General features: G+C 75.2%; 13 protein-coding genes. 6 read left to right on the top strand and 7 right to left on the bottom strand.

Annotated elements, in window-relative coordinates; all coding sequences use genetic code 11:
- A partial coding sequence (locus AB0E96_RS27610; RefSeq protein WP_359828225.1) for a hypothetical protein occupies positions 1-654 on the top strand: 654 nt, incomplete at its 5' end.
- Positions 655-848: 194 nt separating this feature from the next.
- Here AB0E96_RS27610 and AB0E96_RS27605 read toward each other — a convergent pair.
- Complete coding sequence (locus tag AB0E96_RS27605) at positions 849-3467, bottom strand: NB-ARC domain-containing protein (RefSeq protein ID WP_359828223.1); 2619 nt, start codon at positions 3465-3467, stop codon at positions 849-851.
- A 270-nt stretch (positions 3468-3737) separates the two neighbouring features.
- On the opposite strand from AB0E96_RS27605, the gene AB0E96_RS27600 reads away from it, so the two are divergent.
- On the top strand, positions 3738-4418 hold the full coding sequence (locus AB0E96_RS27600) for a DUF6445 family protein (protein WP_359828221.1): 681 nt from the start codon (positions 3738-3740) through the stop codon (positions 4416-4418).
- A gap of 25 nt (positions 4419-4443) precedes the next feature.
- On the opposite strand, the gene AB0E96_RS27595 is transcribed toward AB0E96_RS27600, so the two are convergent.
- On the bottom strand, positions 4444-5067 hold the full coding sequence (locus AB0E96_RS27595) for an endonuclease (RefSeq protein WP_359828220.1): 624 nt from the start codon (positions 5065-5067) through the stop codon (positions 4444-4446).
- 69 nt (positions 5068-5136) lie between these two features.
- Between AB0E96_RS27595 and murQ the strand changes: the two genes are divergently transcribed.
- Positions 5137-6042 (top strand): N-acetylmuramic acid 6-phosphate etherase, encoded by a 906-nt coding sequence (gene murQ / locus AB0E96_RS27590; protein ID WP_359828218.1) that lies wholly within the window; start codon positions 5137-5139, stop codon positions 6040-6042.
- A gap of 37 nt (positions 6043-6079) precedes the next feature.
- On the opposite strand, the gene AB0E96_RS27585 is transcribed toward murQ, so the two are convergent.
- Complete coding sequence (locus AB0E96_RS27585) at positions 6080-6592, bottom strand: isochorismatase family protein (protein ID WP_359828217.1); 513 nt, start codon at positions 6590-6592, stop codon at positions 6080-6082.
- A 5-nt stretch (positions 6593-6597) separates the two neighbouring features.
- Entirely contained in the window at positions 6598-7323 is a 726-nt protein-coding gene (locus AB0E96_RS27580) for a TetR/AcrR family transcriptional regulator C-terminal domain-containing protein (protein ID WP_359828215.1), read from the bottom strand.
- Between the two features lie 127 nt (positions 7324-7450).
- Here AB0E96_RS27580 and AB0E96_RS27575 point away from each other — a divergent pair, with 127 nt between their 5' ends.
- Positions 7451-8746 (top strand): MFS transporter, encoded by a 1296-nt coding sequence (locus AB0E96_RS27575; protein ID WP_359828214.1) that lies wholly within the window; start codon positions 7451-7453, stop codon positions 8744-8746.
- 32 nt (positions 8747-8778) lie between these two features.
- On the opposite strand, the gene AB0E96_RS27570 is transcribed toward AB0E96_RS27575, so the two are convergent.
- The gene (locus AB0E96_RS27570) at positions 8779-9315 is read right to left on the bottom strand and encodes a hypothetical protein (protein WP_359828212.1); all 537 of its coding nucleotides are present in this window, start codon (positions 9313-9315) and stop codon (positions 8779-8781) included.
- Positions 9316-9542: 227 nt separating this feature from the next.
- The gene (locus AB0E96_RS27565) at positions 9543-11117 is read right to left on the bottom strand and encodes a glutamate synthase subunit beta (RefSeq protein WP_359828210.1); all 1575 of its coding nucleotides are present in this window, start codon (positions 11115-11117) and stop codon (positions 9543-9545) included.
- Positions 11118-11305: 188 nt separating this feature from the next.
- Between AB0E96_RS27565 and AB0E96_RS27560 the strand changes: the two genes are divergently transcribed.
- Together AB0E96_RS27560 and AB0E96_RS27555 are read left to right on the top strand one after the other, a co-directional pair.
- The gene (locus AB0E96_RS27560; protein WP_359828209.1) at positions 11306-11986 is read left to right on the top strand and encodes a response regulator transcription factor; all 681 of its coding nucleotides are present in this window, start codon (positions 11306-11308) and stop codon (positions 11984-11986) included.
- A complete protein-coding gene (locus tag AB0E96_RS27555) occupies positions 11983-13449 on the top strand; it encodes a HAMP domain-containing sensor histidine kinase (RefSeq protein WP_359828207.1) in 1467 nt (488 codons plus the stop codon). Before AB0E96_RS27560 ends, AB0E96_RS27555 begins: the two co-directional genes overlap by 4 nt.
- A gap of 81 nt (positions 13450-13530) precedes the next feature.
- On the opposite strand, the gene efeB is transcribed toward AB0E96_RS27555, so the two are convergent.
- Positions 13531-14676 (bottom strand): iron uptake transporter deferrochelatase/peroxidase subunit (efeB, locus tag AB0E96_RS27550; RefSeq protein ID WP_359828205.1); only part of this gene is annotated, 1146 nt, incomplete at its 5' end.

The raw sequence follows: 14676 nt of genomic DNA, 5'->3' as shown, positions 1-14676 counted from the left end.
GCGGGCACCCTCGAGCGCAAGGACGCCTCCGGCTGGAAGACCCTGGACCACCTCAGCCAGGGCACCGGCATGGACCACGTCCTCAACCGCAACGAAGAGGCCCTCACCCTCACCGCCGGCCAGAGCCGCACCATCGAGTACCGGATGCGACTGTCCCAGACCAACCGCCCCGGCCCGCTCGTGATCGAGGCGGACGCCCCGGCACCCCACGCCACGGACATCCACGACATGGCCAAGGCCGAATGGCACGCCGCGGCCGTCGACTTCAACGGCCCACGGGTGAGCACCGTCTCGACCACGGACCTCCGGGCCGGGACGACCCCCACCGAGTTCGGTTTCACCGCCACCTCGCCGCGGGGCACCGCGGACCTGCGCCCCGAGGTCGTCGTGTCCAGCCCCTACGGCCTGACCGAGGAGGACATCGTCCTGGAGGCGAAGTCCGGCGACGGATGGACCCCGGTCCCACTGCACGACGACTGCGGCGCCCTGACCGCGACCACCCCGACCGGGCTCGAAGCCAAGCACTCGGGCGACTCGGCCGAGTACCTCTTCCGGATCACCACGACCAAGCCCACACAGCACCTTCCCAACGTCCAGGTAGGCGCCCGGACCGGCGACCACCTGGCCACCCTCCAGTACATCTCCCCCCGCTGACCCCCCCCACCCCGACCACCCAACGGCCCGGCCTCCCACCGCCCAAGCGCCGCCCGGGAGGCCGGGCCTCCCACCGGGTCCGGCTGCGTCGCCGCGCCGGACGGCCACGGTGTACCGACCGCTGACGGGAGCGCCGGCACGCCGACCGCCGGCAGACCACCGGTCGGCGGCCGTAGGAGCACTGGCACCGCAGGTCACATCGGTGCCCGTGCCGGGCCGATGACGATCTCCCGTTCGTCGTTGAGCCGGGCCTGCCAGTCCCTCAGCGCCGTGTGGGCGGCGGCGGTCAGCGGGTGGCTCATCCCCAGTGCTCGCCGGGTCTCCGCGTAGTGCGCCAAGTGCTCGGCGACCGCGTCGTCCAGGCTGCTCTCCTGTGCCCGCCACTCCAGGTACTCCTGCCGCAGGGCGAGCGCCCGTGGGTGGTCCTCTCCCAGAACGGCCGAGCATTCCAGGTGGAGTTCCCGGAACGCCGCGGCGGCTCCGTGGTGGTCACCGCCCGCGCCGGCGGCGTGCGCGCTGCGCCGGCGGGCCTCGAAGGCGTGCGGATGCCGTGCTCCGAGCGCGGTGGTCAGCTCGGTCGCGAGTACGTCCAGGAGCCGCGCCCCCTGAGCCTCTTCGCCCGAACTCACCAGCCAGTTCGCGTGGTCGAGTCGGGCACGGACGGTGTCCGGGTGGTCGTCCCCGAGGACCCGCCGCATCTCGGGCAGCAGGTCCTCGAGGTCGGTGATCGCCCAGGCGACCTCTCCGACGGTTCCCATCCAGTGCGCGTGGTCCAGACGGATCGCCAGTGTGCGCGGATGGTGCTCTCCCGCGCTGCGGCGGCTGGCGTCCAGTAACGAGCGCAGCAGGTACACGGCGGACAGGGGGTCACCCGCCTTGCCCAGCCAGTGGGCCGCACGCGCGGAGACGGCGAGGGTCTGCGGCGCGTCCTCCCCGAGTGCGGAGGCGCTGTGGGCGGCCAGTTCGCGCAGCGCCCTCGCGGCCGCGTCCGGCCGTCCCGACTCGCCCTTCCAGTGCGCCAGGTTCGCCAGCGACGCGATGGTGTCGTGTCCGCGGGGGCTGGTGTGGGAGAGGCGGTTCGCCACGATGTCGTAGACCTCGGTGGCCGTCGCGAAGTCGCCGGCCTTGCCGAACTGCTCCGCGAGGGCCGCCTGCGCGGACAGCGTGGAGGGGTGGTCCGGTCCGTGGACGCGCAGCATGTCCCTGAGAACGTCTTCCAGGCCCCGGATCGCCGCGAGGTCGTCACCCACGGTGCCGAGGCAGCGGGAGTGTTCCAGACGGATGGTCAGCAGCGTGGGGTGCTGGAAGCCGACGTGGGCGCCCGCTTCCATGGCCAGCTGCTCGAAGTACCGTACGGCGGCCGCGCTCTGGCCGCTGTCGGCGAGGCTGACGCCCGCGCGCAGCAGCGTGGTGGCCGCCCTGCCGGTGGGGTCCGCCCACAGGTGCCGTCCCGCCTTGCGGTGGAGCGCGGCCGTGCAGGCGCGCAGGGCCTGGGCCAGCGCCTGGCTGGTCTCGACGGGGGGCCACGCCTCCTGGATCGCGAACGCGGTGGTGCGCGCGAACAGGGCCAGGCCCGGGCCGAGCGTGTCCTGGGCCGCGTGCTGGACGAGGGCGTGGACGCGCAGCATCCCGAACGGCCGGTCGTCGCCGGCCGGAAGGTGATCGGCGAGGCTGAGCCGGTGGAGGATCCCGAGGACGGCCCTCACGCGCTGGGCGCTGATGTCCGGGGCGGGGACGGGAGGGGGCTCGGGGTCCCTGCGGAACCGTAGGAGGCGCCGTCTGGGAGCCGGTGCGGGCTCCTCCGCGGTTTCCGCCCGGCGGGCTTGTCGCGCGATGAAGGCGCGGGCGGAGGGGCTGGTGAGGATCCTCACGGGTATGCCGTGGGGGTCGAGCCAGGACGCCAGCTGGAGTACGGACGTGGCCTGCCCGAGCGAGTAGTGGTCCGCGCGTTCGAGGCTCAGGGCGAGGACGGCCGCGAGCGTCGCCGTCTGGTCGTCGGGCAGGGAGTTCGGCGCGAGTTCGGTGAGCGGCAGCCTGGAGCGGACCATCTCGCGGTAGTGACCGCTCGTCATGCCGGACTCGGCCGAGTCGATGATGAACGACGCGGCCTGGGCGAGGGCCAGCGGCAGTCGGCCGAGTTCCTCCCCGAGCGCCGCCAGGTCGTCGTCGCCCTCGCCCGGGCACCACCGGTCGAGGCGGCGGCGGAGGTAGGCCAGCGCTTCGGCCGGGGTGAAGAGTCCGACCTCGACCTGGGTCCTGCCGTCGGCGAACCAGAGCGGATCGCGTCGGCGGGTCGTCACGACGACCTGCCCCGAGGCCCGTCTCGGCGGCCACAGCCGGGCCAGGTCGCCGGCGTCCTGGACGTCGTCGAGGACGACCAGCCACCGCTTCGACGTGGTGCTCAGCCAGGCCAGGAACAGCTCCGGGGCCGTGTCGAAGGCGGCCGGGTCGCCGTCGGCCACCTGCGCGGCCGCCTGGGTGTAGGCCTGCCGCACCGCCTGGCGGCTGCTCGCGGTGACCCACAGCAGCAGGTCCAGCGAGCCGTCGTCGAGCAGGGTGTGCGCGTGGTGGGCGGCCAGCTGGGTCTTGCCCACCCCGCCCATGCCCGCGAGGACCTGGCACAGGACCACGGGCTCGCCGGTGCCCGCCGCGTCCGCGACCGTCCGTGTCAGGCCCCGGTTCTGGAACGCGTCCGCGATGGCGGGCATGACGCCGACCTGGAGGGGCCAGGACCGCTCCGCCGTCGTCAGCGTGACCTGGCCGCCCTGCAGCACGGTGCCGGTGAACGTGCCACCGTTGATCACGTTGGTCACCGGACCGTCGATGCCCGCCACAAGCCCTCCCGAAGCTCCCCAGGGACCGACCATCATGCCGGGTCCCAGGGGCTCACCGCGCCGCTCCGCGGAGGGCGCCGGGAGCGGTCGACGGGGCGGCAGAGCCGGGTGGTCCGGGCGTTCTCGAGGCTGCCGCCGGAGCCGGTGTCCGAGGCGGCGCCGGTGATCCGCGCAGGCCGGAGCACCCTTGACGAAAGGTTGACCTGCTCACGGCAGAAGATTGACGATCACCGCCTCTATGGTCGGCCCATGCCCTCACAGCCCATCAGGCCCACCACCCTGCCGGTCCTGCCCTACCGCAAACCCACTCGGGGCCGGGACTACTGGGTCCTGGACGACGTGCTGCCCGACCCGGACGCCGTCCGGGAGCGTTGCCTGGCCCGCGGGGACTGGACCGAGGGCTACCCGTACCGCCCCGAGACCTGGCCCGGACTGCGCACCATGCCCGGGCTGGAGCCCTCGGAACTGGCCCGGGTCGAGGCGCTGGTCCGCAAGGCCACCGGCGCCTCCCGGCTCTGGGTGCAGAGCACCCCCGGCGGCGGGACGCTCAACCACAACTGCGTCCAGGTCGTCGGCGCCGGGGAGTCCGAGTCCCGTCCGCACACCGACTCCCGCGCGCTCTGCCGCTACGCCGCCGTCCTCTACCTCAGCCCCGGCGCTCCGAAGGACACCGGCACCGGCTTCTACCGCCAGCAGTTCCCCGGCGGCCGCCTCGGCGGCAACCTGGTCAACGCCCCGCACAACAACCTGGTCGAGGCTCTCGGCACCCGCCACGTGCCGGCCGACCACTTCACCGAGGACGTCCGCGTCCCCAACCGCTACAACCAGCTGCTCCTCTACCACGCCAACCTGATCCACAGCGCCACCGGCTACCACGGCACCGACCTGGCCGAGCGGCGGATGACCGCGGTCTTCTTCTGGATGGCCTGATCCCTCGTCCCGCACCGGCCGTACGTCACCCGGCCCCGACGTGCGCCAGACTCGCCCTGGTCAGCGCGGCCGCCAACCGGGCCAGGTCCACCGGCCGGACCAGCCCCGCCAGCCCGTCCGGTTCACCCGGCAGCCCGAGCGTCCGGGCCTCCTCCAGCACCCGCTCGTCGAAGTACGGCCGCAGGGAGGGCCAGACCGCCTGCGCCTCGCGACGGAAGATCCCGGCGCCGACCGGCCCGATCCGGGGGAACTCCCGGAGCAGTCCGCCGATCCGCTCCGACTCGCCCCCGGCCTCCTCCCGCAGCCGCCGCAGGTCGCCGTGCCAGCGGTCGAGCAGCAGCTCGGCGCCCTGCCCGAGTGCGGTGGCGGTGCTCTCGTCGTAGCGCACGTAGTGGGCCCGGCCCAGGGCGGCGATGAGCGTCCCCCGGCGGGCGTCGGCCATCGCGCGCGGGGTCCGCAGCCCGGCGGCCGACAGCTCCCGGGCAGCCGCCGTGGCGGTGCCGGCGCCGATCCGCGCCGAGCAGAGCACGGTCAGGACCAGCAGCCGGTAGAGCGGCGAGGGCGTGTCCCGCAGCGTGATCCCGGCCTCCTCCGCGTAGGTTCGGCCGAACCGTTCCAGCAGTTCGGCGACGGTCGGTTCCACGGCCACCACCTCCTTCCCTCCGTCCCTCCACGCTTGCCCGGATTCGGGCGCCTCGCACCCGGGGAGGCTCGCCGCATGAGCCGTGACGCCGTGCCCGCGACCGAGACCATCCGCCCGGACTGGGCGGCGATCGACCAGTTGTCCACGATCGAGCTGCTGCGGCTGATGAACGCCGAGGACCGCACGGTGCCCGTCGCCGTCGCCGGGGAGCTGGAGCGGATCGCCGCCGTGGTCGACGCCGTGGCCGCCCGGATGGCGCGTGGCGGTCGACTGGTCTACGCCGGTGCGGGGACGGCCGGGCGGCTCGGCGTGCTGGACGCGGTGGAGTGCCCGCCGACCTTCGGCACCGATCCCGCGCTGGTCGTCGGCCTGATCGCGGGCGGGCCCCCGGCCGTCACGGCGGCCGCCGAGGGCGCCGAGGACCGGACCGACCTCGCCGAGGCCGACCTGGCCGCCCTCGGCCTCACCCCCGCCGACACCCTCGTGGGCGTCTCCGCCTCCGGCCGTACGCCCTACCCACTGGCCGCCGTCCGCGCCGCGCGGGCGGCCGGGGCGCTGACCGTCGGGCTGGCGTGCAACCGGGGCTCGGCGCTCGCCGCCGCGGCCGAGCTGGGCATCGAGGTGGAGGTCGGCCCCGAGGTGCTGGCCGGCTCGACCCGGCTCAAGGCCGGTACGGCCCAGAAGCTGGTGCTCAACCTGCTGTCCACGGCCGTGATGGTCCGACTCGGCCGGACGTACGGAAATCTGATGGTCGACCTCCGCGCCACCAACGACAAGCTGCGCGACCGCGCCCGACGGATCGTCGCCGAGGCGACCGGCGCCGACGGAGCAGCGGTCGACCACGCCCTGGCCGCGACCGGCGGCCGGGCCAAGGACGCGATCCTGTCCCTGCTCGCGGACGTGGACGCCCCCACCGCCGCCCGGCTGCTCACGGCCTCGGACGGACGGCTGCGCGAAGCCCTCCGCCTCGCCCGGCCGTAGGGAACGCGCCGCGGGCCCGTCAGCAGGACCCCCCGGCTCACCCCAGCCGCACGTCCGCCGCCGCGACGACCTCGCCCAGGCGCGGGAAGTCCAGGTCCACCGACGCCCGGTGCTCCTCCGCCGTGAGCGCGGTCATCGCGTCCTCGACGAACACCAGTCGGTACCCGTGGTCGGCGGCGGCCCGGGCGCTCGACTCCACGCCGAGGTTGGTGGCGATCCCGGCGAACACCAGGGTCTCCACGCCCCGCGCCCGCAGCAGTTCGTCCAGGCCGGTGCCCTGGAAGGCGCCGATGGTGCGCTTCACCACGACCTCGTCGGCCACCGCCTCGACCTCCGTGAGGAGCCCGCTCCCGGGCGGCTGCTCGGCGACGTTCGGCCGCTCGACCCGGACCGCCACCACGGGCGCGCCCGCCGCCCGGAACTCCCGGGCCAGCGACAGCGAGGCCTCCACCACCTCCGAACCCGTGTGCGGCGCGAGCGGGTTGGCGACGATCCGGTCCATCAGGTCGATCAGGACCAGGGCCGTTCCGCGGGGTTCGAGAGTGGTCATGGGCGTCACGCTAGCCCATCGGCGGGGCGGCCTCCTGAAGTCCGGTCCGAGGCCGGAGCGCCCTCCGCCGACTCCCTCCCGCCCGTGCCCGTGCCCGAGCCCTCGCCCGCCTCCCGCTCGATCTCCGTGCGGAACCCCTCGATCAGCACCCGCAGCCCGTACTCGAAGTCGGCGTCGTGGTCGGTCATCCGCAGCACGTCCACCGCCTCGCGCAGCAGCGGCAGTTCGCTCAGCGCCTCGTCCGGGAACGGCGGCCGCTCGCGGTCGGCGGCGTCCTGCCGCCAGGCCTGCTCCTCGGTGACCCAGCCCATGATGTACCGGTCGACGGTCAGCAGCAGCCGCAGCGCCGTGCGCGGGCGCAGCCCGGCCCCGCTCAGGGCACTCAACTGGGCTTCGACCGCCGGGAGTTCGTCCTCGGTGGGCAGGGTGCCGGCGTGCACCCGGGCTCCGTCGCGGTAGGCGAGCAGGGCGTTCCGCTTGGCGCGGGCGTCGGCGGCGATCCACTCGGGCCAGTGCGCCGGGTCCGGCTCGCGGTCGGGCGGGAGGGCCTCGGCCAGCATCGCCTCGGCCATCAGGTCGAGCAGTTCCCGCTTGTTCTTGAAGTGCCAGTACAACGCCGGTGACTGGACGCCGAGTTCACGGGCGAGCCGGCGGGTGGTCAGCCCGTCGATGCCCTCCTCGTCGAGCAGGCGCAGGGCCGTGCGCACCACCTCGTCGCGCTGCAGTGCCATCCGATCGGCCTCCTGGGTCATCCGCTTGCGAAGCCACCTTATCGCCGATAAGTTCCCGAGCTGGAATTTATCAGCGATAAGGGCGGCCGTCGCGACGCCGACGCCCCCGAAGGGATCCCACCCCCTCATGACCTTTGAATCGAACACACCATCGGGACCACCCCGCCGCTGGTCCCGGCTCCTGCCCAACACCGCCCCCTGGCGGTCCTCCCGGGACTTCCGGCTGACCTGGACCTCCGGCACGGTCACCCTGCTCGGCTCGATCTTCACCATGACCGCGATCCCGCTCCAGATCGCCGACCTCACCGGCTCCCCGCTCGCCGTGGGCGCGGTCGGCGCGGTCGAACTCGTGCCCACCGTGCTGTTCAGCCTCTACGGCGGCGTCCTCGCCGACCGTGCCGACCGCCGCACCGTCGCCCTGGTCACCGAGGTCGCCCTGGCCGCGCTCAGCGGCCTCCTGGCGGTCAACGCGCTGCTCGGCACCCCCGCCCTGTGGCCGCTCTACGTCGCCGCCGGGCTGGCGGCCGCGCTCCAGGGCATCCAGCAGCCCTCGGTCGAGGCGATGATCCCCCGACTGGTGCCCCGGGAGCAGCTGGTGGCGGCGGGTGCGCTGCTCTCGCTGCGCTGGAGCATCGGCGGCGTGGCCGCCCCGGCGGCGGCCGGCCTGCTGATCGCGACCGCCGGCGTTCCGGCCGCCTACCTGGTCGACCTCGGCACCTTCCTGCTCTCGATCGCCCTCCTGGCCCGGGTCCGCCCGGTCCCCTCGGAGCGGGACGCCGAGGGCCCGCGGCTCACCGAGTTCCTCGACGGCGCCCGGTACGCGGCCCGGCGGCCGGACCTGGTCGGGACCTACCTGGCCGACCTCGCGGCCACCGTCTTCGCCCTGCCCACCGCGCTCTTCCCGTTCCTGGCCGCGGACCTGGACGCCGTCTGGGCGCTCGGCCTGCTCTACTCGGCCGGTGCGGTCGGCAGCCTGGTCGCCGCCGCGACCGGCGGATGGACGGAGCGGGTGCACCGGCACGGCCGGCTGGTCCTGCTCTCCGCCGCCCTGGTCGGCGCGGCGACGGCGGCCGCCGCGTTCGCCCCGGGCCTGTGGGCCGTCCTGTTCTGCCTGACCGTCGCGGGCGGCGCCCACTGGATCGGCGACACCTTCCGCAGCGCCATCTGGAACCGGTCCATTCCGGATGAACTCCGCGGCCGCGCAGCCGGGTTGGAGCTGCTGATCGGCTCCGCCGGGCCCGCCCTGGGCGACCTGCGGGCGGGCGGGCTCGCCGCCCGGCAGGGCATCAGGGCCGCCCTGCGCACCGGCGGCCTGCTCTGCCTCGGCAGCTCGGCCGCACTCTCCGCCGCGCTCCCCGCGCTGTGGCGCTACGACCAGCGGGCGCACCGCGCCGAGCCGGCCCCGGCGGAGCCCACCCCGTGACGCGCGCCGGGCGTCGGCCCCGGGACCGCCGCTCAGTCCGGGACGAGCGCCGTCGCGTGCCGGTCGATCAGCTCGCACAGCTCCCGGACGTCCGCGATCCCGCGCTTGGGCAGCAGGGTCAGGACCCGCGTCTCCTCGTCACCGCCCATCAGCAGGAACAGCCCGGGCGTCTCCAGGAAGTACCGCTGCTCCGCCCAGGCGAGCTGGGTCACCGACTCCTCGCTGCTCACGACCACGCCCTGCCCGTCCAACAGGACCCGGAACTCGCCCTTGTCCGCGGCCATCCGCGTGACCCGTCGCACCCGCCGCCGAGGCATGGTGAACATCAGCAGCGCCAACGCCGCGAGCAGCACGGCCGGCAGCAGCGCCACCCCGCCGACGAGTGCGAGCAGCCCCGCCGACACCGTCGCGCCGGAGGCCACCACATACATGTTGCGCCTCCCCCGTCGCCCCTCCGCCGTGTGCCGGGTCCACGCCGCACGGGCCTCCCGGAAGTCGGCGGCCGTCGGGGTGTAGCGGACCTCCACCGACCCCACCGCCTGCCCACCCGAGCCCTCTCCCGCGCCCATGCCCGCACCCTCCGACTCCCGTACGCACGTCTTCTGACGCCTACCCGGCCGGATCGTAGCAAAGGCCGTACGTACCCGACCCGATCACCCCCGTAGCCTCCGCCGCGACCTCACCGGTCCCCGCACCCACCCCTCGGCCCCCGCCCCGACCGACCCGGGCAACCCGGGCAACGCGGGCAACGCGGGCAACGCGGTCGACGCGGGCAACGCGGGCAACGCTCCCGGCCTCACACCGTCAGCGCCCGCGCCGAGGCCCGGATCGGCGCGGGCAGCTCCGTCCACCCCCGCAGGTACCGGTCCACCGCCGCGGCCGCCGCCCGGCCCTCGGCGATCGCCCAGACGATCAGCGACTGCCCGCGCCCGGCGTCCCCCGCGACGAACACGCCCTCCGTCGCCGTGGCGAAGCCGTCGTCCCTGGCCAGGGTGGACTCCGGCCCGGTGGCGAGGCCGAGTTGGGCGAACAGCCCCCGGTCCGGCTCCGGCCCGGTGAAGCCGAGGGCGAGCAGCGCGAGCTGCGCCGGCAGGGTCCGCTCGGTGCCCGCCCGCGGACGGCGGTCGGCGGGTTCGGCCTCGGCGAGGCGGACGGCGGCGAGCCGGCCGTCCGGGCCTGCCTCGAAGCCGACCGTGGTCGCCGCGAACTCCCGGGGCCCGGCGGCCGCCGCGCCGGACTCCTCGTGCGAGGTGGTCTCCCGGTACACCTTGGGGTGCACCGGCCAGGGTTGCCCGGCGGCCCGGCCCCGCGGCGGGCACGGGTTGATGTCCAGCTGGGTGACCGAGGCGGCCCGTTGGCGCAGCGCCGTCCCCAGGCAGTCCGCCGCCGTGTCCCCGCCGCCGACGATCACCACGTGCCGCCCCTCGGCGGACACCGGTGAGACCGGGCAGTCGCCCTCGTCCACCCGGTTCGCCCAGGTCAGATACTCGATGGCCTGGTGCACCCCGGGCACGTCCCGCCCCGGCACCGGCAGCTCCCGGCAGGCGGTCGCGCCCACCGCGACCACCACCGCGTCGTACCCGGCCCGCAGTTCCTCGCCCGGGACGTCCCGGCCGACCCGCACCCCGGTGCGGAACTCGGTTCCCTCGGAGCGCAGTTGCTCCAGCCGACGCTCCAGCCGGTGCTTCTCCAGGCGGAACGCCGGGATGCCGTACCGCAGCAGCCCACCCGCGCGGTCGGCGCGCTCGTACACCGTGACGGCGTGCCCGGCCCTGGTCAGCTGCTGGGCGGCGGCCAGTCCGGCCGGGCCGGAGCCGATCACCGCCACCCGCCGTCCACCGGCCCGCTCCGAGCACCCGGGGGGCCAGGGTTCGTCCCAGCCCTCCTCCCAGGCCCGGTCGGCGATCGCCAGCTCCACGTTCTTGATCGCCACCGCCGCACCGTCGATCGCCAGCACGCAGGCGCTCTCGCAGGGCGCCGGGCAGAGCCGCCCGGTGAACTCCGGGAAGTTGTTGGTCGCGAGCAGGCGCGCCGCGGCCGCCCGCCAGTCGGCTCCCGCCCCGGGCTCCCCGCCCGCACCCGGCCCCGCATCCGAAGCATCCGAAGTGCCCGACCTGCCCGAAGCACCCGACGCACCCGGCGTGCCCGAGTCCGCCACCAGCCGGTTCCAGTCCGGCACCAGGTTCCCCAGCGGACAGGCGCTGTGGCAGAACGGCAGCCCGCAGTCCATGCACCGCCCCGCCTGCACGCCCACCAGCGGCAGCAGCGCCCGCGGGCGGTACACCTCCCGCCAGTCCCCCAGGCGCTCCCGCGCGTCCCGCCGCTCCCGCTCCACGCGCGGGGTGGTGAAGAAGGCCATCCGGTCTGCCATCGCGGCCTCCGGCAGGGCGTGCCGACACGGACCAGGCGGCCCACCCGGCGGCGCGCCACCGTACGGCCACCGTACGCCCGCGAAGCACCGCGCAACAGCCCCGGCCGTCGCGGACGGTCCCGGAGCCGGGTCGACAGACCCCTGCCCCACCCTGGGCCGCCGTGAGCACGTCAGGGACAATCTCCGCCATGACCCCTACCGTGCTGATCGCCGAGGACGACCGGGCCATCCGCGACTCGCTCTCCCGCGCCCTGATGCTGCAGGGCTACCGGGTGCGGGTCGCCGCCGACGGCACCCAGACCCTGGCCGTCCTGGCGGAACAGCGTCCGGACGTCCTGGTGCTCGACGTGATGATGCCGGAGCCGGACGGCCTGGAGGTCTGCCGCCGGCTGCGCACGGCCGGCGACCGCACCCCGGTGCTGATGCTCACCGCCCGGGTCGAGGTGCCGGACCGGATCGCCGGCCTCGACGCCGGCGCGGACGACTACCTGGTCAAGCCCTTCGACGTGGACGAGCTGTTCGCCCGCCTGCGCGCCCTGCTGCGCCGCAACCCGCCGGAGTCCGCCGTCGAGGTGCTGACCGTCGCCGATCTGCGGATCGAGCCGCCCGCCCGACGGGCCTGGCGCGCCGCCCGGGAACTCGAGCTGTCCCGCACCGAGTTCGACCTGCTCGAGCTCCTCGCCCGGCACGCCGGCACCGTCCTCGACCAGACCACCCTGTACGAGCGGATCTGGGGCTACGACTTCGGTCCCGGCTCGAAGAACCTCGCCGTCTTCATCGGCTACCTGCGCCGCAAGCTCGACCGCCCCGGCCTGGCGCCGCTGATCCACACCGTCCGCGGCGTCGGCTACACGCTCCGCGAGCCGTGACCGGCCCGGCCCGCCGCAGCCCCGGCACCCCCCGTCCACAGCACCCGCGACGCCCGCGGAACGCGCAGTGCGCGCCGGGCCCGCACCGCACGCCGGGCAGACCCCGCCTGCCCCGCCCGGGGCTGCGCACCACCCTCGCCCTGGCCTTCGCCGCCATCGCCGCCCTGGTCGCGGTGCTGATCGGCGCGCTCGGCTACCACGCCGCCGCCGTGCTGATCCGCAACGACGAGACCGCCGACTTCGGCGCCGCCGTCGACTCCGTCGGCCGCCAGGTGCAGCGGGAGGTCCTCTTCCCGGGCGACTTCGCCGGCCCGGACGGCCTGAGCGCCGACCTGGTCCGCCCGATCCGGGTCACCACCCAGTCGCTCGACCCCGACGGCGCGGTGCTGCCCGGCACCGCGAGGCTCGACCTGCCGCCGAGCCCGGCCGACCAGAGCCTCGCCCACGCCGATCAGCCGGGCCGCACCTCGATCGGGCTGCGCCACCGGCGCGGGGAGGGCTACCGGGTCGGCGTGGTCTCGCTCGGCGGCCGGCGCGGAGCCGTCCAGATCATCCAACAGGTCGGTCCCACCGAGCAGTTGCTGACCACCCTGCGGACCCGCACGGTGGTCCTGGTCGCGGTCGTCGCGGTGCTCGCCGGCGGGGCCGGCTGGCTGCTCGCCCGGCGGATCACCGGCCGGCTGGTCCGGCTCACCGCCGCGGCCGAACTGGTCGCCTCCAGCGGGCGGTTGGACGTCCTCGTGCCGGCCGCCGGGAGGGACGAGGTGGGCCGGCTCGGCCGGGCCTTCGACCGGATGCTGGTCCGGCTCGCCACCGCCAAGGAGGACCAGCGCCGGCTGGTCCAGGACGCCGGGCACGAGCTGCGCACCCCGCTGACCAGTCTGCGCACCAACCTCTCGGTGCTGCCCAGCCTGGAGCGGTTGCCGCCCGGGGAGCGCGCCGCGCTGATGACCGATCTGGTCGAGGAGGCCCGGGAGTTGACCCAGCTGGTGGAGGAGCTGGTGGCCCTGGCGGCGGACCGCCGGGCGGACGGGCGGCCGGTCGAGGTGGCGCTCGCGGACGTGGTCCGGGAGGCCGCCGCCCAGGCCCGGCGGCGCAGCGCCCGGACGATCGTGGTGGACGCGGACGCGACCGTCGTCATCGCCCGCCCGGACGCCCTCGCCCGCGCGGTGGGCAACCTGCTGGACAACGCCGCCAAGTTCGACCCGGCCGGGACCGGTCCGATCGAGGTCGTGGTACGCGGCCCGCGGGTGGAGGTGCGCGACCGCGGCCCGGGCATCGACGCGGCCGACCTCGACCGGGTCTTCGACCGCTTCTACCGGGCCACCGCCGCCCGCAGCCTTCCCGGCTCCGGGCTGGGCCTGGCCATCGTGCACGAGGTGGCGCGCTCGCACGGCGGGACGGCCTTCGCGGCCAACCGGGAGGGCGGTGGCGCCGTGATCGGCTTCACCCTCGGCGGCTGACGGCGCGGACGGGCCCGCTGCGCCGCCGCACCGGGCCCGCCGTGCGGGACCACCCGTGGAGCCCCGGCCGGACGGCCCCCGTCAGCCGGCGCCGAGCAGTCCCCGTCCGAGCCAGTCGGCGCCGTCCTTCACGCCCGGCAGGACGAAGAAGTACCCGCCGCCGGTCGGCGAGATGTAGTCCACCAGCGGCTCGCCGATCAGCCGGGTCTGGGTCGCCTCGAACTGCCGCACCACGTCCTGCTGGTAGCAGCAGAACACCAGGCCCATGTCCAGGTTCCCGACCCGGTCGATGCCCCGGTCGTAGTTGAAGCCCCGGCGCAGGACGCGCGAGCCGTCGGTGTCGGCGGTGCGCGGGTTGGCCAGCCGGATGTGCGCGTCGAGCGGGATCGCCTTGCCGTCCGGGTCCTTGGCGTAGTCCGGCGCGTCGGTCTCCCGGGCGCCGTCCAGCGGCGCGCCGGTGTCGCGCCGGCGGCCGAACATCTTCTCCTGCTCGGCGAGGGTGACGCGGTCCCAGAACTCGATCAGCATCCGGATGATCCGGATCACCTGGTAGCTGCCGCCGGTCGCCCAGGCGGGCTCGCCCGTTCCCTCGGTGACCCAGACCAGCCGGTCCATCTCGCGCGCGGAGCCGGTGTCCGGGTTGACGATGCCGTCCTTGAAGCCGAGCAGGTTGCGCTGCGCGCCGTCCGGTCGGGACGGGTTCTGGAAGCCGTCGATCCGCCAGAGGATCCGCATCGCTCCCCGGGTGTGCCGGGTGATGTCGCGCAGCGCGTGCAGCACGGTGTCCTGGCGGTCGGCACAGATCTGCAGCGAGAGGTCGCCGTGCAGTTCGGCGGCCTGGAGGTTGTCGTTCGGGAAGGTCCTCATCGGCGCGAGGCGGACCGGCTTGGCCCTGGCCAGCCCGTAGCGGTCGTCGAAGAGCGAGGCTCCGACGCCGACCGTGACGGTCAGGTGGTCGGCGGGGACGGTCGGGCCGAGGGTGCCGCTGTCCGAGGGCGGCGCGCCGACGCCGAGGTCCGGCGGCGTTCCGCCGGCCGTCAGGAACCGGATCCGCTCGGTCAGGGTCCGGAACAGCGTTTCGAGGCCCTGGCGGTCCTGGGCGATCACCTGGCAGGAGACGAAGGCCGCGAAGCCGGGCGCCGGGGTGGTGACGCCGGCCTGGTGGGCGCCGTGGAACGGCACCGCCCCGCCCTTGTCCCGCGCGGCGGCCCCGGCGGCGGCCCGGCC

Source organism: Kitasatospora sp. NPDC036755 (genome assembly GCF_040636595.1).
Lineage (GTDB): Bacteria > Actinomycetota > Actinomycetes > Streptomycetales > Streptomycetaceae > Kitasatospora.
This window is presented reverse-complemented; position numbering and strand designations above follow the sequence as displayed.